Below are 18,425 nucleotides of genomic sequence, written 5' to 3'. Positions count from 1 at the left end.
ATGTCTGCCGTATTCGACTGCCGCGACGAGGCACAGCTGCTACCCGGAATGAGGCAGGCGCGTCAGGCGATCGGGCGCGGTGATCTCGTCGTGCTGCCGACCGACACCGTGTACGGCATCGCTGCCGACGCGTTCAACCCGCGCGCCGTGCAGGCGCTGCTGGATGCGAAGGGCCGTGGGCGCCAGTCGCCCCCACCGGTGCTCGTGGCAGGCGTCACAACGCTCCGCGCACTCGTGGCCGAGGTACCCGAGCCGGTCGAGCGGCTGATCGAGGCGTTCTGGCCCGGTGGTCTGACGATCGTGCTCCCCGCTCAGCCCTCGCTCTCGTGGGACCTCGGCGACACGCACGGCACTGTCGCGGTGCGCATGCCCGACCACCGCCTCACACTCGAACTGCTGGAGGACACGGGCCCGCTCGCGGTGTCCAGCGCGAACCTCACCGGCCAGCCGGCCGCCGTTCTCGTGCACGACGCGGAGGCGATGCTGGGCGAATCGGTGGCCGTGTACCTCGACGGCGGTCCATCGCGCAGCGGCATCTCGTCGACGATCATCGACGCCACCGAGCTGGTCGGCGATGTCCCGAACCCGATCGTGCGCGTGTTGCGCGAGGGGGCGATCGACCGCGTGGCCCTGGCCCGCGTCCTGGGCGACCTGCTCGAGCCCGATCCTCGCATCCAGGCTGCGGCCGACGACGCAGCCGCAGCCCAGGACGATTCAGCCGCGCAACAGGCCGTCGAGGGTGCGCCCGAGTGAAGCAGTACGTCTTCACGATCCTGCTGACGGCGACGATCACTCTCGTGCTGTCGTGGGCGGTGTGGCAGCTGAGCCTCAGATACAAGCTGTACCCGGGCATCCGTGAGCGCGACGTGCACAAGATGCCCACTCCGCGCCTCGGCGGGATCGCGATGTTCCTTGCGGTGGTGGCGGCCTTCGTCGTGTCCTCGCGCAATTCCTTCTTCTCGATCTTCTGGGAAGATCCCTCCGCTGTGCTGTCGATCCTCGTCGCGACCCTCATCATCGTCGCGATCGGCGTCGCCGACGACCTGTGGGACCTGGACTGGATGATCAAGCTCGCGGCGCAGTTCATCGCGGCGGGAATCGTCGCGTGGTTCGGCGGCCTGCAGATCTATTACCTTCCGATCGGGGGGTACACCGGGTTCTCGAGCGGGGTGGGCATCGCGATCACGGTGATCTCGATCGTCGTGGTGATGAACGCCGTGAATTTCATCGACGGACTCGACGGCCTGGTGGCCGGGGTGTGCCTGATCGCCAACGCGATCTTCTTCGCCTATTCGTACCTTCTGGTGCGCGACACGGGCTCGAGCACGTACTTCAACCTGTCGTCTTTCATCGCCGCCGTCTTGGTCGGTGCCTGCCTCGGATTCCTCCCGCTGAACTGGAGCCCCGCCAAGCTCTTCATGGGCGACTCCGGTGCGCTCATGCTGGGTCTGCTCATGGCGTGCTCTGCGATCGCCATCACCGGCCAGTTCCCGCCCGCTGTCCTCGATCCGAACCAGATCGGCCGCTCGCAGCTGGTCGGTGCCTTCATCCCGATTCTGCTGCCCATCGTCGTCGTCCTGCTTCCGCTCCTGGACTTCGGGCTCGCGGTCCTCCGACGCGTGCGTGCGGGCAAGTCGCCCTTCTCTCCCGATCGCAAGCACCTCCATCACCGGATGCTCGACATGGGCCACTCCGACCGCACCTCGGTTCTGATCTTCTACGCATGGGCGGCTGTGATCGGTCTTTCCGTCCTGTTGATGTACCTCGGCACGCGCCAGGACTGGTTCGGCCAGTACTGGATCGGCGTCGTCTTCGGAATCGTCGGCGCCGGCGCATGCCTCGTCGTCACCCTGCTCCCCGCCCGGCCGACCGTCCAGGCGCCCGAATCCGCCCTGAAGGAGTCTTCATGAGCACGCCCCCGACGCCGGATGCTCCGGCCCCCGCGAACCCGGGAGCGAGGATCTCGAGCACACCGATCCTTCGCACCACTCTGGTGTGGTCGGCGGGCGTCACCGGCGCGCTCGCGGTCGTCGGCGCGGTGGTCGGCTTCCTCGTCGCCGGCCCGAACGGTCTGTGGAGCGCCCTGGCCGGAGTGCTCCTCGCGGCGGTGTTCCTCGCGATCACCGGTGCCAGCATCCTGATCGCCAACCGCTGGTACGGTGACGCTCTCTACGTGCCGGTGTTCTTCGGAATCGTGCTGGGTGGATGGATCCTCAAGTTCGTCGTCTTCATCGTCGTGCTGATCGTGCTGCGTGGTCAGCCGTGGGTCGACACGACGGTCTTCTTCGTCGCCGTGGTCGCCAGTATCGTCGCGTCGCTCGTCGTCGATGTGGTGGTTCTCACCCGGATGCGCGTTCCGCACGTCAGCGATATCTCACTGCCGACGGAAGTTGCGGACGATGAGGCACCTTTATCTCGACGTCGAGACAATAAAGGGGTCTGAACGGATTTTCCGCACCCGCGAGTTTGCTAGGGTAGGGGGTGCGCCCGCCTGCTCGACCCGAGCAATTTGCGGAGTGACTCTCATCGACCATCGTCGCATCGGTTAACGCCGGAGCCCCGAAGCTGGAGCCAGCGCTGTTTACTCAAGCCGCGAGCCTGATCGCCATTGCCGCCGAATCGGACGATAGCGGATTCCACGCGCCGTCGATCTCGGAATTCTTCCCCGACGCCATCCTCTTCGAGGGCACCTGGTTCGAGATGACTCGGATCAATGTGATCCAGATCATCGCCACGATCGCCGTCGTGCTCATCTTCTGGCTCGGGACCCGACGCATGCGCATCGTGCCGGGGCGTTTCCAGAGCCTCGTCGAGATGGGGCTTGACTTCGTCCGGGTCAACATCGCGCACGACCTCCTCGGCAAGAAGGACGGCGATCGCTTCCTGCCGATCCTCACGACGATGTTCTTCATGATCCTGTTCATGAACCTCACGGGCATCATCCCGTTCATGAACATCGCAGGAACGAGCGTCATCGCCGTCCCGCTGCTGCTGGCGATCGTGTCTTACGTCACGTTCATCTACGCCGGCATCAAGAAGAGCCCCGGCAATTTCTTCAAGAACTCGCTGATGCCCCCGGGCCTGCCGTGGTTCCTGTACATCCTCATCATCCCGCTCGAGTTCCTGTCGACCTTCATCATCCGGCCCGTCACGCTCACGCTCCGACTGCTGATGAACATGATCGTCGGGCACCTCATGCTCGTGCTGTTCTTCGCCGCGACGCAGTTCTTCATCTTCGGTCTGAGCGGTTTCTGGTCTCTGCTCGGTGTCGGAACTCTCGCCTTCGGTTTCGCCTTCACCCTGTTCGAAATCCTGGTGGCCTTCCTCCAGGCATATGTCTTCGCAATCCTGACAGCGGTCTACATTCAGCTCGCTGTCGCAGACGAGCACTAGCGGGCCGGCGTCAGCCGCCCACAACGAAAGGAAAATCCCGTGGATGCAACTACGGTTCTCGCGCAGGTCACCGGCAGCATCGCGACCGTCGGATACGGTCTCGCCGCCATCGGCCCCGCTATCGGCGTCGGCATCGTCGTCGGCAAGACGATCGAGGGTGTGGCTCGTCAGCCCGAGCTCGCCGGCCGCCTCCAGGTCCTGATGTTCATCGGTATCGCGTTCACCGAGGCGCTCGCCTTCATCGGCATCGCCACCGGCTTCATCTTCGGCTTCTGATACCCACCACACGACGTAAGGAGACAGGATGCTGAACGCTCTTGTCACATTCGCCGCCGAAGGCGAGGCGGCGCCGAACCCGCTGCTGCCCGCCGTCTACGACATCGTGTGGTCGGCGGTGTGCTTCGTCGTCATCCTCTTCATCTTCTGGCGAGTCGCGCTGCCTCGCATGAAGAAGCTGCTGGACGACCGCTCCGCGGCCATCGAGGGCAACATCGCCAAGGCGGACGAGGCGCAGCGCAAGGCCGAGGCGGCACTCGAGGAGTACACCGCCCAGCTGGCCGAAGCGCGCAAGGAGGCCGGCGAGATCCGCGAAGCAGCCCGCGAGGACGGCAAGAAGATCGTCGCAGAGGCGAAGGATGCGGCCACCGCCGAGGCTTCGCGCCTCACCGCGACCGCGCACACGCAGATCGAAGCCGAACGCCAGACCGCGCTCGTGTCGCTCCGCAGCGAAGTGGGCACACTGGCGCTCGACCTGGCGGGTGGAGTGATCGGCGAGACCCTCTCCGACGACAAGAAGGCTCAGGCCGTCGTCGACAGGTTCCTGGCCGAGCTGGAAGCATCCGAGACCGCAGCACAGAAGGCGACGAACTGATGGGCAGCGCGACCACTCAGGCGCGGGCGGCAGCGGCGACGGTGCTGGACGCCGCCACGGCTGTGGATCTCCAGGTCGCCGGCGAGCTGTTCGCCGCCGGGCGTGCCATCGGAGACTCGACGCATCTGAGCGGCGCGCTCGCCGACTCGGCCGCACCGGCGGCTGCCAGGGCACAGGTGATCGCCGACATCTTCGGCAGCGCCGTTTCGCCCACCGCCCTGTCGCTGTTGACGATCATCGTCGAACAGCGCTGGTCGTCCGCATCGGATCTGGTGGAGGGGATCAACGAGGTCGCGATGCGCGCCGCGGCGATCGCCGCTCCGGACGCCGACATCGAGGAGGAGCTGTTCCGGTTCTCTCGCACAGTGGCGGGCAACCCTGAACTCGAGCTCGCACTCGGCAGCCGTCGTGGCGATTCCGCCGCGAAGGGCGCTCTCGTCGAGACGCTCCTGAGCGGCCGGGCGAGCGACGCGACGACCCTCATCGTGAGCTCGATCGTTCGTCAGGCGGGTGAGCGGCGCGTGCGTCAGCTCCTGACGTGGGCGATGCAGGCCGTGGCCGACCAGCGTGACCGCAAGGTCGCCACAGTCGTCTCGGCGGCGCCGCTCAACGACGCCCAGATCGAGCGGCTGGGTGCGGCCCTCGCGAAGAAGTACGGCACGCGCGTCTCGCTCAACTCGGTGATCGACCCCACGGTCGTCGGCGGGCTGCGGGTGCAGATCGCCGACGACGTGATCGACGCGAGCGTTTCGTCGCGTCTCGCCGACCTCCGCCAGCGACTGGCGGGCTGACACAGACTTCCCGCCCCGCAGGGGCGGAGTATTCGGGGCCTCGTCCCCACCGAACGAAGGAAGACAATGGCAGAACTATCGATCAGCCCCGACGTCATCCGTGACGCGCTGAAGGATTTCGTCGCCGCGTACGAGCCCACGGGCCCAGCGGCCACGGAGGTCGGCACAGTCATCGACGCGGCCGACGGCATCGCCCACGTCGAAGGACTCCCCGGCGTCATGGCCAACGAGCTCGTGAACTTCGCCGACGGCACCCAGGGCCTCGCCCTGAACCTCGACGAGCACGAGATCGGCGTCGTCGTCCTCGGTGAATTCTCCGGGATCGAGGCCGGCCAGGAGGTCACCCGCACCGGCGAGGTGCTTTCCGTCGCCGTCGGCGACGGCTACCTGGGTCGCGTCGTCGACCCGCTCGGCAACCCGATCGACGGTCTCGGCCCCGTGGCGACCGAGGGCCGCCGTGCCCTCGAGCTGCAGGCCCCGGGCGTCATGCAGCGCAAGTCGGTGCACGAGCCGCTGCAGACCGGCATCAAGGCGATCGACGCCATGATCCCCGTCGGTCGTGGTCAGCGCCAGCTGATCATCGGCGACCGCCAGACCGGCAAGACCGCGATCGCGATCGACACGATCATCAACCAGAAGTCCAACTGGGAGTCGGGCGACCCAGGCAAGCAGGTCCGCTGCATCTACGTCGCGATCGGCCAGAAGGGCTCGACGATCGCGGCCGTGAAGGGCGCACTGGAAGACGCCGGCGCGCTGGAGTACACGACGATCGTCGCGGCACCGGCATCCGATCCCGCGGGCTTCAAGTACCTGGCCCCGTACACCGGCTCGGCCATCGGCCAGCACTGGATGTACGACGGCAAGCACGTCCTGATCATCTTCGACGACCTGACCAAGCAGGCGGAGGCCTACCGTGCCGTTTCGCTGCTGCTGCGCCGTCCGCCGGGCCGCGAGGCGTACCCGGGTGACGTCTTCTACCTGCACTCGCGCCTTCTGGAGCGTTGCGCGAAGCTCTCCGACGAGCTCGGTGCCGGGTCGATGACGGGTCTGCCGATCATCGAGACCAAGGCCAACGACGTCTCGGCGTACATCCCGACCAACGTGATCTCGATCACCGACGGCCAGATCTTCCTGCAGTCCGACCTGTTCAACTCCAACCAGCGCCCCGCTGTCGACGTCGGCATCTCGGTGTCGCGCGTCGGCGGTGACGCCCAGGTGAAGTCGATCAAGAAGGTCTCGGGCACCTTGAAGCTCGAGCTCGCGCAGTATCGCTCGCTCGAGGCGTTCGCGATGTTCGCCAGCGACCTGGATGCCGCGTCCCGCCGTCAGCTCTCGCGCGGTGCGCGTCTGACCGAGCTGCTCAAGCAGCCGCAGTACTCGCCCTACCCGGTGGAGGAGCAGGTCGTCTCGATCTGGGCCGGCACCAACGGCAAGCTCGACACGATCGAGGTCGAGGACGTGCTGCGGTTCGAGCGCGAGCTGCTGGACTACCTGCGCCGCAACACGACGATCCTCGACACGCTTCGCGACACGAACGTGCTCGACGACGACACCGCCGCAGAGCTGGCCAAGAAGACCGACGAGTTCCTCCTCGAGTTCCAGGCCGGCGCCGACCAGGCGATCGACGCTCCCGGGCGCCAGGAGGTCGCAGCGGCGGATGCCGACGACATCAACCAGGAGAAGATCGTCAAGGGCCGCCGCTAGGCAGCCGAGGACTGAACCATGGGCGCACAACTGCGGGTCTACAAGCAGAAGATCAACACTGCTCAGACCACCAAGAAGATCACGAAGGCGATGGAGCTCATCGCCGCGTCGCGGATCCAGAAGGCGATGGCGCGCGTGCGCGCGTCCTCTCCGTTCGCGCGCGCCGTGACCCGCGCGGTCTCGGCGGTCGCCACCCACTCGAACGTCGAGCACCCGCTCACCCGGGAGCGCGAGGTCATCCGGCGCTCGGCCGTCGTGATCTTCGCCTCCGACCGCGGCCTCGCCGGAGCGTTCAATTCGCAGATCATGCGCGAGGGCCTCGAGCTCTCCGAACTGCTGCGCTCGCAGGGCAAAGAGGTCACGTTCTACCTGGTCGGACGCAAGGCGGTGGGGTACTTCCAGTTCCGCCGTATGCCGAGTGCCGCCGAATGGACGGGCGACACCGATACGCCGCACTTCCGCACGGCGGAAGAGATCGCCGACGTACTCCTGGATGCCTATGACCGAGGCGGCGAAGACGGTGGCGTCGACGAGATCCACCTCGTGTACAACCGCTTCGTCAGCATGATGACCCAGTCGCCCGAGCAGGTCCGCCTGCTCCCGCTCGAGGTCGTCGAAGCCGAGACGACCGCCTCGGCCCAGGTGTATCCGCTGTACGAGTTCGAGCCGGATGCCGAGACGGTCCTGGACGCGCTGCTTCCGGTGTACATCCAGAGCCGCGTCTTCAACGCTCTTCTGCAGTCGTCGGCCGCCAAGCACGCCGCGACGCAGAAGGCCATGAAGTCGGCCAGCGACAACGCCGACAAGCTCATCACCGACTACACGCGCCTGCGCAACAACGCGCGGCAGGCCGAGATCACACAGCAGATCGCCGAGATCGTCGGCGGCGCCGACGCGCTCTCGTCGGGCAAATAGACCTCAACCGAAAGACAGAACAATGACTCTCATCGCTCCCGCCGAGACGGCCGAGACCACGGCCGTCGGCCGCGTGGCTCGCGTCACCGGTCCGGTCGTCGACATCGAGTTCCCGCACGACTCGATCCCCGACATCTACAACGCGCTTAAGACCACGATCACGATCGACGGCGAGTCGAACGAGATCACCCTCGAGGTCGCCCAGCACCTCGGCGACGACCTCGTCCGCGCGATCTCGCTGAAGCCCACGGACGGCATGGTCCGCGGGCAGGAGGTGCGCGACACCGGTGACCAGATCACCGTTCCGGTCGGCGACGTCACCAAGGGCAAGGTCTTCAACGTCATCGGCGAGGTCCTCAACGCCGAGCCCGGCGAGACGATCGAGATCACCGAGCGCTGGCCGATCCACCGCAAGGCCCCCAACTTCGACCAGCTCGAGTCCAAGACGCAGATGTTCGAGACCGGCATCAAGGTCATCGACCTGCTGACGCCGTACGTGCTCGGTGGAAAGATCGGCCTGTTCGGCGGCGCGGGTGTGGGTAAGACCGTCCTCATCCAGGAGATGATCCAGCGCGTCGCGCAGGACCACGGTGGTGTGTCGGTGTTCGCCGGCGTCGGTGAGCGCACACGTGAGGGCAACGACCTCATCCACGAGATGGAAGAGGCGGGCGTCTTCGACAAGACCGCGCTCGTGTTCGGGCAGATGGACGAGCCGCCGGGAACCCGCCTCCGCGTGGCTCTGTCGGCCCTGACGATGGCGGAGTACTTCCGCGACGTGCAGAAGCAGGACGTGCTGCTCTTCATCGACAACATCTTCCGTTTCACGCAGGCCGGCTCCGAGGTCTCGACCCTGCTCGGTCGCATGCCCTCCGCCGTGGGCTACCAGCCCAACCTCGCTGACGAGATGGGTGTGCTCCAGGAGCGCATCACCTCGACCCGCGGTCACTCCATCACGTCGCTGCAGGCGATCTACGTCCCGGCCGACGACTACACCGACCCGGCCCCGGCGACCACGTTCGCGCACCTCGACGCGACCACCGAGCTCTCGCGCGAGATCGCGTCGAAGGGCCTGTACCCGGCCGTCGACCCGCTGACCTCCACGAGCCGGATCCTCGATCCGCGCTACATCGGCGCCGATCACTACCGGGTCGCGACGAACGTGAAGCAGATCCTGCAGAAGAACAAGGAACTGCAGGAGATCATCGCGATCCTCGGCGTCGACGAGCTGTCCGAAGAAGACAAGATCGTCGTCTCGCGCGCTCGCCGCATCCAGCAGTTCCTCTCCCAGAACACCTACATGGCGAAGAAGTTCACCGGCGTCGAGGGCTCCACGGTCCCGATCAAGGAGACGATCGAGTCGTTCGACGCGATCGTCAAGGGCGACTTCGACCACGTGGCCGAGCAGGCCTTCTTCAACGTCGGCGGCATCGGCGACGTGGAAGAGAAGTGGGCGCAGATCCAGAAGGAGAACGGCTGACATGCCGCTCCACGTGAGCCTGGTCTCGGCAGACGCCGAGGTCTGGACGGGAGAGGCCACCCTCGTGGTCGCCAAGACCGTCGAGGGCGAGATCGGCCTCATGGCCGGTCACGAGCCGATCCTGGCGATCCTGGCTGAGGGTCAGGTGCGCATCACGCGCGCCGACGGCTCGAAGATCCTCGCAAACGCTCAAGACGGCTTCCTGTCGATGGAGAACGACGATCTGACCATCGTCGCGGGAAACGCGGCTCTCGTCGCCTGACGTCTCTCTCGATCTGAGCGCAACCGACCGAGACAGGACCATTCCCCGGAATCTCCTCGTCTCGGTCGGTTCTCCTTTCCGATGGGTCCCTCGTGCTGATCCTGCTTCCCCCTTCCGAAACGAAGCGCGCCGGGGGCGCGCGTACTCCGCTGGCCGTCGGGGGGCTGAGTCTGCCCACTCTCGCTCCACAGCGCGAGACCGTCATCGACGCGCTCGTCGCGCTCTCCGCCGACGAGGATCACGCGGCGCGGGTGCTCAAACTCGGGCCTACGCAGCGTCACGAGGTGGCCGCGAACGCCCGCCTGCGCGACTCGGCGACGATGCCCGCCGTGGATCGGTACACCGGCGTGCTCTATGACGCCGTGGATGCTGCATCCCTCGACGGCGCCGCCCGCCGCTGGCTCGCCCACCATGTCCTGATCCACTCCGCCCCGTTCGGGCCGATCGGGGCGATGGACCGGATCCCGGCCTACCGACTCGGTGCGTCGGCGTCGATTCCCGGCATCCCGGCCCTGCGGGCGCTGTGGTCGGATGCGGTGAGCGCCGCCCTCGCGGAGGCGCGACCCGATTTCGTGCTCGATCTGCGTTCTGAGGCGTATGTCGCACTCGGACCCGTGCCGGACTCGCTCCGCTCGATCTACGTGCGGGTGGTGTCGGAGTCGTCCGATGGGGTCACGCGCGCGCTCAACCACTTCAATAAGCACGCGAAGGGCGCTCTCGTTCGTCGCCTGGCCGAGGAGCGTCCGCGCGTCGCGTCGCTCCCCGCACTCCTGCGCTGGGCCGACGGGGCGGGCATCGTCCTGCGTCCGGGCGCCTCCGGCGAGCTCGACCTGCTCGTCTGACCCCCGCCCCCCGCCCCCCGCCCCACGCCCCCGCCCGCCCGGCGCCCCCCGGCGAACCGCGAAACCGTATGGGAGCGACGAGACCGCAGGTTTTCGCTACGGTCTCGTTGCTCCCATACGGTCTCGCGAGGGTTCGGGGAGGGTTCGGCGAGGGTTCGGCGAGGTCAGCGGCGCGTGTTCTCGGCGGTGCGTTCGGTGTTCTCGGCGATCGCGATCAGGGCGACGATCGCTTCGATGAGGAATCGCAGCACGACGATCGCCAGGAAGGTCACGAGCGGCACGATGATGATCGTCACGATGAGGAGCGAGATCCCTGCGCCGGGGTTGTACCAGAGCGCGGCGATTCCGCCGACGATGCCCTGCACGAAGTACACGATGAAACCGATCGCGATGGCGATCAGTCCGACCAGGTAGAAGACGCTCGCCAGACGTCGCGTGATGAAGGTGCGGAACGAGAGATCGAACAGCGCGCGGAAGAATCCGCGCCCGATGTCGGCCGGATCGGCCTCCAGCGCGCTGGGGACCCCGGTGTCGTCAGGGTCGGTCGCCGCATCGTACGCGGCCGGCGTCGGCTGCCGGGCGGCTTCCGCCGCGGGTTGTGCGGGAACGGGCGGCACAGGTGTGGTGGGGGGAGTGGTGTCGCTCATCGGAATGTCCTTCGATCGGGGTCTCTGTCTGTGGTCAGGCTAGCGAAACGACACGCACCGGCGCGTTACGACGCGGTGGCAGACAGCGAGGCATCCGGCTCGCTAGCATGTGGTCCGTGGGTCGCCGTGACCCCCCGATGCCCATGCGAGCATCGACGACAGTTTCTGAGGGGACCTCATGTCCGACTACACCGACCCGGGCGTTGCATATGCCGTCGCGTGGCTCATCTTTCTGCCGTTCCTCCTGATCTTCGCGCTCGCGGGATACCTGCTCACCTCGTGGTTCCTGATGAAGATCTTCGACAAGGCGGGAGTGCAGGGCCGCTGGCGTGCCTGGGTGCCCGTGTACAACACCCTGATCTTCGTGAAGCTCGGCGATCTGAACCCGTGGTGGCTGCTGATCCTGTGGGGCGCCGGCGCCGTCCTGAGCTGGATTCCGGTGCTCGGCCAGCTCATCCTGCTCGCCGCGTTCGTCTATACGCTTCTCGCCGCATGGCGGGTGGGCCTGAAGCTGCAGAAGGAGGCCGTCTGGCTCATCCTCTACTTCTTCCTCTCGATCGTCTGGCTCGGCATCAACGCGTTCGACAAGTCGCGCTGGAACACCGCCATCCCGGCAGCGCCGTGGGCGACCAACTTCCTCGCCGACAAGACAGTGTGGCAGGGCGTGCCCGTACAGGCGCCCGCGGGCGGTTACCCCGCCAACCCCGTCACCCAGCCGGCTCCGGGTGCCTACCCGCCGCCGCCTGCCGGGTATCAGGCACCCCCGGCTCCGCCCGCCGGCTACACCCCGCCGGCACCGCCGGCAGGCGCTCCGGTCCCGCCGCCGGCAACTCCGCCGAGCACGCCTCCTGCGGCGACCCCGCCCACCGCTCCTGAGCCGCCCGCGGCTCCGCCGGTCGATCCGGACGCTCCGCGGATCTGACCTCGTGTGCACGAAGAGCCCCTCGCCCCGGCGAGGGGCTCTTCGTGTTGCATCGCGGGGGTTAGCGTGGAGGGGTGACATCGCATACTCGCCGGGTCGGAGCATCCGGACTCCTCGTCTCATCGGTCGGTCTCGGCTGCAATAACTTCGGCAGGCCCGGCACTCGCACCGAGACGCTCGAGGGCACGATGGAGGTGATCGACGCCGCGATCGACGCCGGCGTCACCTTTTTCGACACGGCCGACATGTACGGGGCCGAACCGGGGCTCAGCGAGAGCCTCATGGGTTCCGCCCTCGCCGGGAAACGCGACCGCGTCGTGCTCGCGACGAAGTTCGGGCACTCCGGTCGAGACATGGGCTACCCGAGCGCCGGGGCGAAAGGGTCGCGGTCGTACATCCGGGTTGCGGTCGAGGCATCTCTCGCCCGGCTTCAGACCGACTGGATCGACCTCTATCAGCTGCACACGCCCGATCCCGGCACACCGATCGACGAGACGATCGCGGCGCTGGACGATCTCGTGCGCGACGGCAAGATCCGGTACTACGGCCACTCGAACCTCGCCGGGTGGCAGCTCGCCGAGGCCGACGCCGCTGCATCCCGCGGCAGCCGTTTCGTGTCTGCGCAGAACCACTACTCGCTGCTTGCGCGAGGCGCTGAGCGTGAGGTTCTGCCGGCGGCGCGCCGCTTCGGGCTCGGTTTCTTCCCGTACTTCCCGCTGTACAACGGGCTTCTGACCGGCAAGTTCACCCGCGACGGCGGTCCAGAAGGCAGCCGCATCATGGCTCAGCGACCGCATCTGTGGCGGGATGCTCCCTGGGATGCTCTGGAGGAGTATCAGCGCTTCTGCAACCAACGCGGGATCACGATGCTCACCGCGACATTCGGATGGCTGCTCGCCCAGGACCCGATCTCGAGTGTGATCGCGGGTGCGACGTCGCCCGAGCAGGTCACAGCGAATGCGGAGGCCGCGCGGGGCTGGTCGCCGACCGCCGACGACCTCGCGGCCATCGACGCCATCTTCCCTCTCCCGGCCGATCCGGCCGCCTGAGCGCGGCACCCGCCCGGGCGAGCGAGGAGCCGTCCACTAGGATGAGCACGTCGCGCACTGTCGTGCGCGCGGAAACTGACCGCGAGCGGGAGGATGAGGGCGTGCCCGAGGTGTCCACCCGATCCCAGATCGTCGCGACGGCCAGTGGTGACATCGAACTCCGCTGGGCCGAGGTCACCGACACGGGCCGACGACGTGAGGCCAACCAGGACGCGGTTCTCGCCGAGTATCCACTCTTCGTCGTCGCGGACGGAATGGGCGGCCATATCGGCGGTGAGATCGCCAGCGCGAGCACGGTGGACCGGCTGCGCCCCGTCGCCGAGGCCGGGAACGTCTCGGCGAAGGCGATCGAGAAGGCCCTCTCCCGTGCGGTGAAAGACATCGCCTCCCATCCCGAGACGACCGACGACGGCACCGGCACCACGGTGACCGGTGTGTACCTCGACGTGAGCGGCCCCGTGCCGCACTGGGTCACCCTCAACATCGGCGACTCACGCGTCTACCTCTCGCGCGACGACTCGATCGTGCAGATCACCACCGACCACTCGGTCGTGCAGGAGCTCATCGCGGCCGGGCGGTTGAGTCCGGAGGAAGCGGAGAACCACCCCTACGGCAATGTGATCACGCGCGCCGTGGGGCCGAGCGACGGCGTCACCCCGGACTACGTGCGGCTCGACGTGCTCGACGGCGATCGCTTCGTGATCTGCTCGGATGGGCTCACCAAAGAGCTGACCGATTACGGGATCCAGCACTTCCTGGGCGAGCACGATGATCCGGCCGCGGCGGTCGAGGCGATGCTCGATGCCGCGCTGGAGAACGGTGGCCGCGACAACGTCACGATCATCGTGTTGAATGCCCGTCTCCGAGGGGCGGCGGGTGAGGCATCCGTCTTCGATCAGGATGCGGCCGTCACGGCGCCCACGACCACGATCGCTGGCGGCGTCGCCTCCTCCCCAGCCGCCGACTGAGCTCGCGCGTCCACAGTTTCGTGCCCGTGCGGTCTCGGCAGGGCGCGCGACCGGTTGAATCGGGGGATGCTCTCGCATCGACCCCTCTCGCCGCCTCCGGCGACTCGGGCCTGGGCGAGACCGCCGGCTCATGTGGACGCAGAGCCTCTCGTGCTCCCCGCCGCCTGGGTCGCACCCCGCCGCGCCGGGATCCCCTTGCTCGCGTCGCTCGTACCCGTGCTCGGAGCGGTCGCGCTGTGGCTGGTCACCGGGTCGGTCCTGTCGTTGTGGCTCGCGCTGCTGGGCCCGCTCATCGCCGCGGCGACGCTGCTCGACGCATCGCGCGGAACCCGTCGCGATCGGCGCCGGGCCCAGACGGAGGCTGACGTAGCCCGCGAACGAGTCATCGCCGAGGTGGCCGTCAGACACGAGAGCGAGCGAGAACGGCTCCGCGCCACGCATGCGGATGTGGCGACGCTGGCGACGTGCGATGACGAAGTCTGGCGGGCCGTTCCCGCCCGATCCGAAGCGCTGGTGGTCGGGGCGGGTGCTCGCGCGAGCGGCGTGCGCGTGACCGGCGGCGAGGGTGACGCTGCCTCGACGGCGGTCCGAGCGCGTGCCGCGACCCTCGAGGCTGCTCCGATCACGGTGCCGCTCGGGGCCGGCGTCGCCGTCGTGGGAAGGGCTCCCGTCGCACCCGCCGTGGTACGCGCGCTCGTGATCCAAGTGTGCTCGGCGCTCCCGCCTGGCCGCCTGCGCATCGTCGGAGCGCTCAGCGACGAGAACGCCTGGGCCGAAGAACTGCCGCACCGCCGCGCGAGAGAGGGCATCGCTCTAGGTCTGATCGGGCCGGATGAGGCTGTACCGGCGGGTTGCGACATCGTGATCGCACACGCGCGCGTTCCCGTTCCCGCGCGATGTGCGGCGGTCCTGAGTGTGACCTCACCCGTGCACGCACAGCTCGACTACGGCGGCGAGATGGTCGAGCTCGAGGTCGAGGCGCTGAGCGCGGTGCAGGCCGCCGAGATCGCGCGCGCGCTCGCCCAGAGGGCTCTCACGGTGCTCGATGAGGGTCAGGGCCCGTCCGGGCCCGTCCTGTTGGGGCCGCTGCTGGGCGGCGCGTTGGGCGACGCACGACAGGCGCACGAAGGTCTCCGCGCGGTGATCGCGACGCGTGCGGGCCGCTCGGTCACCGTCGATCTCGTCTCGGACGGGCCGCACGCCGTCGTGGCAGGCGTGACGGGCTCGGGTAAGAGCGAGCTGCTCATCACCTGGATCCTTTCGCTGTGCGCCGGCCACTCCACCGCCGAGGTCACGTTCCTTCTCGCCGATTTCAAAGGCGGGACGGCGTTCGACGCACTCGCAGAGGTCCCTCACGTCACCGGCGTGATCACCGATCTTGACGGCTCGGGTGCGCGCAGAGCGATCGAGAGCCTTCGGGCCGAGGTGCGGTGGCGCGAGGGCGAGCTGGCGCGTGTCGCAGCCCGCGACATCCGTGACCCGCGGGTGCAGCTGCCCAGGCTCGTGATCGTGGTGGACGAGTTCGCCGCGCTGGTGGGGACGCATCCGGAGCTGCAGGCCGTGTTCACGGACGTGGCCGCGCGCGGTCGTGCCCTGGGCATGCATCTGATCCTCGGGACGCAGCGCGTGGCCGGCGTGATCCGCGAGGCGCTGCTCACGAACTGCCCGCTGCGGCTGAGCCTTCGCGTCATCGATGAGGCCGACAGCAGGGCGGTGGTGGGGTCGCCGGAGGCGGCGGCTCTGCCGGGGGGGCCTGACGGCCGGGGGTTCGCGCTCGTGCGCCGCGCCGGAGACACCGCGCCCGAGGCGGTTCGGGTCGCGCTCAGCACGCCCGACGACATCGCGACGGTGTGCGATCGCTCGAGTGGCGCGCCTCCGCGCCGCCCCTGGTTGCCCGATCTGCCTGCGACGGTTCCCCTCGCCGAGCTGCGCAGTGAACATCGCCGCGTGCCGGGTGAGATCCTGCTCGGACTGATCGACGAGCCCGACCGCCAGCGTCAGCACGCGGCCGTGCTCGCCCTCGATGATCGCGGCCTTCTCGTGGTCGGCGGAGCCGGCACGGGCAAGACGGCCCTGCTGCGCACGATCGCCGCACAGTGCGCCGGCGACCTGTTCAGGATCACGAGCGCGGGCGAGCAGGCGTGGGACGCGGTGGCGCGGTTGGCTGCTCAGCCGGCAGCGCGCGGATCGGTCGTGGTCATCGACGATCTCGACGCGCTCACCGTGCGGCTTCCGCAGGACTATGCCCACGTCATCCTCGAACGCATCGAGCAGCTCATTCGCGGCGCAGGGGATGCGGGGGTCCTCGTGGTGGTCTCCGCGCGTCGATTGACCGGCGCCGTCGGTCGCGTCGTCGAGCTCGTGCCGCGGCGTGCGCTCCTGGCGATGTCTTCGCGCGCCGAGTACATCGGGGTCGGCGGAGACCCCGCACACCACCTCCCGAGCCCACCGCCCGGACGCGGGCGGCTCGACGGTCAGGCGATCCAGTTCGCCTGGTGCGACCCATCCGACGTCGGCGTCGGATCCGAGCCCGGCATCCCGCCCGAGCCGCCGGTGGGGTGGATGCCGGCGGCCCCGCTCACCGGATTCGTCGCACGACGCTCGGCGGCGACGCGTGCGGTGCTGGCACGGTGGCAGGACGCAGGCGCTGCAATCGTCAGGATCGACGACGCGCCACATGTCGGCGATGCCGCCACGGCAGGCATTCCGGTCGCCGTGGTCGGCGAGCCGGACGAATGGCAAAGGCACTGGGGCCTGCTGGCGCGCATCCGCGGCGAGCACGATCTCGTGATCGATGCGGCGTGCGCGCAGGAGTATCGCATCGTCGCGGGCGAGCGCGACCTGCCGCCGTACTGCGAACCAGGGCGGCGACGCGCATGGCTGCGACGGGAAGACTGCGCGGCGCAGCGCATCGTGCTTCCGTGCGCCGACGCCGCTGGGGGTCGGGCCGGTGACGAGTATCGGGGTGAAGCCACTTGACCGCTGATCATCGCTCACCGTACGTTCAGCATGTGTCTACCACTCCGATCGATCTCGCCCGCCCCGAAGGCAAGGGTCTCGCAGCCGGAACACTCGGCCTCTGGGGTTCGACCGTCATCGGTCTCGCCTCGACGGCTCCCGTCTACTCCCTCGTTGCGACGCTCGGCTTCGTCGTTCTCGCGGTCGGCGCACAGGCGCCGATCGTGTTCGTCCTCGCCTTCATCCCGATGCTGTTCATCGCATTCGCCTATCGCGAGCTCAACAACGCCGTCCCGGATTGTGGAACCACCTTCACATGGGGCACGAAGGCGTTCGGTCCCTGGGTGGGCTGGATGGGCGGCTGGGGCGTCGCGGTGGCCGGGATGGTGGTGCTGGCCAACCTTGCGCAGATCGCCGCGATCTACTTCTGGGCGCTCATCGACGGCATCGTGAGTTCGCCGGAAGACGCGTTGCTGTCGGACAACGTCCCGCTCGTCACTGCCACAGGCGTCGTCTTCATCGCCCTCATGACCTGGGTCAGCTATCGCGGGGTCGAGATCGGCGAGCGGATCCAGAACATCCTGCTCGGCATCCAGTATCTGGCGCTCGCGATCTTCGTGGTGGCGGCGCTCTGGCAGTTCTTCGCGGGGACCGCGCCCGGCGCGACGCCGTTCGACTGGTCGTGGTTCAACCCGCTGGCGTTCACCGATTGGGACGCCTTCATCCAGGCGATCCTGCTGGCGATCTTCATCTACTGGGGCTGGGACACGTGTCTGTCTCTCAATGAAGAGACCAAGGATCCCAAGCGCATCCCCGGTCGCGCTGCCCTCCTGACCACGATCGTGCTCCTCGTGACGTACGTGGGCGTGACCGTCGCGGCGATGATGTACGCCGGACTCGGCGACAGCGGCACGGGCCTGGGCAACGAGGCGAACGCCGATGACTTCTTCCTCGCCATCAAGGACGGGCTGCTGGGCCCCGTGGGATGGGTCCTCGTCGTGTCGGTGATGATCTCAGCGATCTCGTCCACCCAGACCACGATTCTGCCGACCGCGCGCGGCACCCTCGCGATGGCCGCCTACAAGGCGCTCCCGCGCCGCTTCGCCGTCGTGCACCCCACGTTCAAGACGCCGTCGTTCTCGACGCTCGTCATGGGGATCGTCGCTTCGGTCTACTACGTCGGCATGACTCTGATCAGCGACAACATCCTGCAGGATTCGATTCTGTCGCTCGGCCTCGCGATCGCCTTCTACTACGGCATCACCGGGTACGCGTGCGTCTGGTACTTCCGCAGAGAACTGTTCAATTCGCCGCGCAACTTCTTCTACCGGTTCCTGTTCCCCCTCTTGGGCGCCCTCATGCTCACCTACGCGTTCGTGCAATCGGCGATCGACATGTACGACGTCGACTACGGCAACACCGTGCTCCTCGGGGTAGGCGGCACGTTCGTCGTCGGGATCGGCGCGCTCGGCGTCGGCGTCGTCCTCATGCTCATCTGGTTCGCGTTCCCGCGATCCAAGGCGTTCTTCCGCGGCGAGGCGCTGAATCGCGATACCGAGGTTCTCGTCCCCGAGGACCCGGCGGACTTCGGTCGGTCGATAGACGGTGGACTGGCCTGACGCCGGA

18 protein-coding genes are annotated in these 18,425 nt (G+C 67.7%); 17 read left to right on the top strand and 1 reads right to left on the bottom strand.

From position 1 onward, the window contains the following. The 12 genes from F6B43_RS05820 (at position 1) to F6B43_RS05760 (ending at position 10,255) form a co-directional block, all read left to right on the top strand. Positions 1–753, top strand: a complete 753-nt coding sequence (locus F6B43_RS05820; protein WP_150447894.1) for an L-threonylcarbamoyladenylate synthase — start codon at positions 1–3, stop codon at positions 751–753. After that, positions 750–1,910 (top strand): MraY family glycosyltransferase, encoded by a 1,161-nt coding sequence (locus F6B43_RS05815; protein WP_150447893.1) that lies wholly within the window; start codon positions 750–752, stop codon positions 1,908–1,910. The genes F6B43_RS05820 and F6B43_RS05815 overlap by 4 nt, the downstream gene beginning before the upstream one ends. After that, the gene (locus tag F6B43_RS05810; protein ID WP_150447892.1) at positions 1,907–2,443 is read left to right on the top strand and encodes a Cg1360 family ATP-synthase-associated protein; all 537 of its coding nucleotides are present in this window, start codon (positions 1,907–1,909) and stop codon (positions 2,441–2,443) included. Before F6B43_RS05815 ends, F6B43_RS05810 begins: the two co-directional genes overlap by 4 nt. 134 nt (positions 2,444–2,577) lie before the next feature. Beyond that, the gene (gene atpB, locus F6B43_RS05800) at positions 2,578–3,393 is read left to right on the top strand and encodes a F0F1 ATP synthase subunit A (RefSeq protein ID WP_170285597.1); all 816 of its coding nucleotides are present in this window, start codon (positions 2,578–2,580) and stop codon (positions 3,391–3,393) included. 39 nt (positions 3,394–3,432) lie between these two features. Continuing rightward, positions 3,433–3,669, top strand: a complete 237-nt coding sequence (gene atpE / locus F6B43_RS05795; protein ID WP_077050257.1) for a F0F1 ATP synthase subunit C — start codon at positions 3,433–3,435, stop codon at positions 3,667–3,669. 28 nt (positions 3,670–3,697) lie between these two features. After that, complete coding sequence (locus tag F6B43_RS05790; RefSeq protein ID WP_150447889.1) at positions 3,698–4,264, top strand: F0F1 ATP synthase subunit B; 567 nt, start codon at positions 3,698–3,700, stop codon at positions 4,262–4,264. Then, complete coding sequence (locus tag F6B43_RS05785) at positions 4,264–5,055, top strand: F0F1 ATP synthase subunit delta (protein WP_150447888.1); 792 nt, start codon at positions 4,264–4,266, stop codon at positions 5,053–5,055. The genes F6B43_RS05790 and F6B43_RS05785 overlap by 1 nt, the downstream gene beginning before the upstream one ends. 66 nt (positions 5,056–5,121) lie before the next feature. Next, the gene (atpA, locus tag F6B43_RS05780; RefSeq protein WP_150447887.1) at positions 5,122–6,759 is read left to right on the top strand and encodes a F0F1 ATP synthase subunit alpha; all 1,638 of its coding nucleotides are present in this window, start codon (positions 5,122–5,124) and stop codon (positions 6,757–6,759) included. A gap of 18 nt (positions 6,760–6,777) precedes the next feature. Continuing rightward, positions 6,778–7,674, top strand: coding sequence for a F0F1 ATP synthase subunit gamma (locus F6B43_RS05775; RefSeq protein WP_150447886.1), 897 nt, complete (start codon positions 6,778–6,780; stop codon positions 7,672–7,674). Positions 7,675–7,696: 22 nt separating this feature from the next. Further along, a complete protein-coding gene (gene atpD, locus F6B43_RS05770; RefSeq protein WP_150447885.1) occupies positions 7,697–9,151 on the top strand; it encodes a F0F1 ATP synthase subunit beta in 1,455 nt (484 codons plus the stop codon). A 1-nt stretch (position 9,152) separates the two neighbouring features. Continuing rightward, complete coding sequence (locus tag F6B43_RS05765) at positions 9,153–9,413, top strand: F0F1 ATP synthase subunit epsilon (RefSeq protein ID WP_150447884.1); 261 nt, start codon at positions 9,153–9,155, stop codon at positions 9,411–9,413. Positions 9,414–9,505: 92 nt separating this feature from the next. Beyond that, positions 9,506–10,255: a YaaA family protein gene (locus tag F6B43_RS05760; RefSeq protein ID WP_150447883.1), complete on the top strand. Its 750-nt coding sequence runs from the start codon at positions 9,506–9,508 to the stop codon at positions 10,253–10,255. A gap of 164 nt (positions 10,256–10,419) precedes the next feature. Here F6B43_RS05760 and F6B43_RS05755 read toward each other — a convergent pair whose 3' ends face one another. Further along, positions 10,420–10,902, bottom strand: a complete 483-nt coding sequence (locus F6B43_RS05755) for a DUF4282 domain-containing protein (RefSeq protein WP_150447882.1) — start codon at positions 10,900–10,902, stop codon at positions 10,420–10,422. 178 nt (positions 10,903–11,080) lie between these two features. Between F6B43_RS05755 and F6B43_RS19545 the strand changes: the two genes are divergently transcribed. From F6B43_RS19545 to F6B43_RS05730, 5 genes are all read left to right on the top strand, one after another. After that, on the top strand, positions 11,081–11,824 hold the full coding sequence (locus F6B43_RS19545; protein ID WP_170285566.1) for a DUF5684 domain-containing protein: 744 nt from the start codon (positions 11,081–11,083) through the stop codon (positions 11,822–11,824). Positions 11,825–11,898: 74 nt separating this feature from the next. Beyond that, positions 11,899–12,873: an aldo/keto reductase gene (locus F6B43_RS05745; RefSeq protein ID WP_150447880.1), complete on the top strand. Its 975-nt coding sequence runs from the start codon at positions 11,899–11,901 to the stop codon at positions 12,871–12,873. 101 nt (positions 12,874–12,974) lie between these two features. Then, positions 12,975–13,841: a PP2C family protein-serine/threonine phosphatase gene (locus tag F6B43_RS05740; RefSeq protein ID WP_150447879.1), complete on the top strand. Its 867-nt coding sequence runs from the start codon at positions 12,975–12,977 to the stop codon at positions 13,839–13,841. Between the two features lie 132 nt (positions 13,842–13,973). Further along, on the top strand, positions 13,974–16,820 hold the full coding sequence (locus tag F6B43_RS05735; RefSeq protein ID WP_170285565.1) for an FtsK/SpoIIIE domain-containing protein: 2,847 nt from the start codon (positions 13,974–13,976) through the stop codon (positions 16,818–16,820). 32 nt (positions 16,821–16,852) lie between these two features. Next, complete coding sequence (locus tag F6B43_RS05730; RefSeq protein ID WP_150447877.1) at positions 16,853–18,418, top strand: APC family permease; 1,566 nt, start codon at positions 16,853–16,855, stop codon at positions 18,416–18,418. Positions 18,419–18,425: the final 7 nt, after the last annotated feature.

This window comes from Microbacterium rhizomatis (genome assembly GCF_008710745.1).
GTDB classification, from domain to species: domain Bacteria; phylum Actinomycetota; class Actinomycetes; order Actinomycetales; family Microbacteriaceae; genus Microbacterium; species Microbacterium rhizomatis.
The sequence above is the reverse complement of the archived record's forward strand: the minus strand, read 5'-3'. Positions and strand labels throughout refer to the sequence as shown.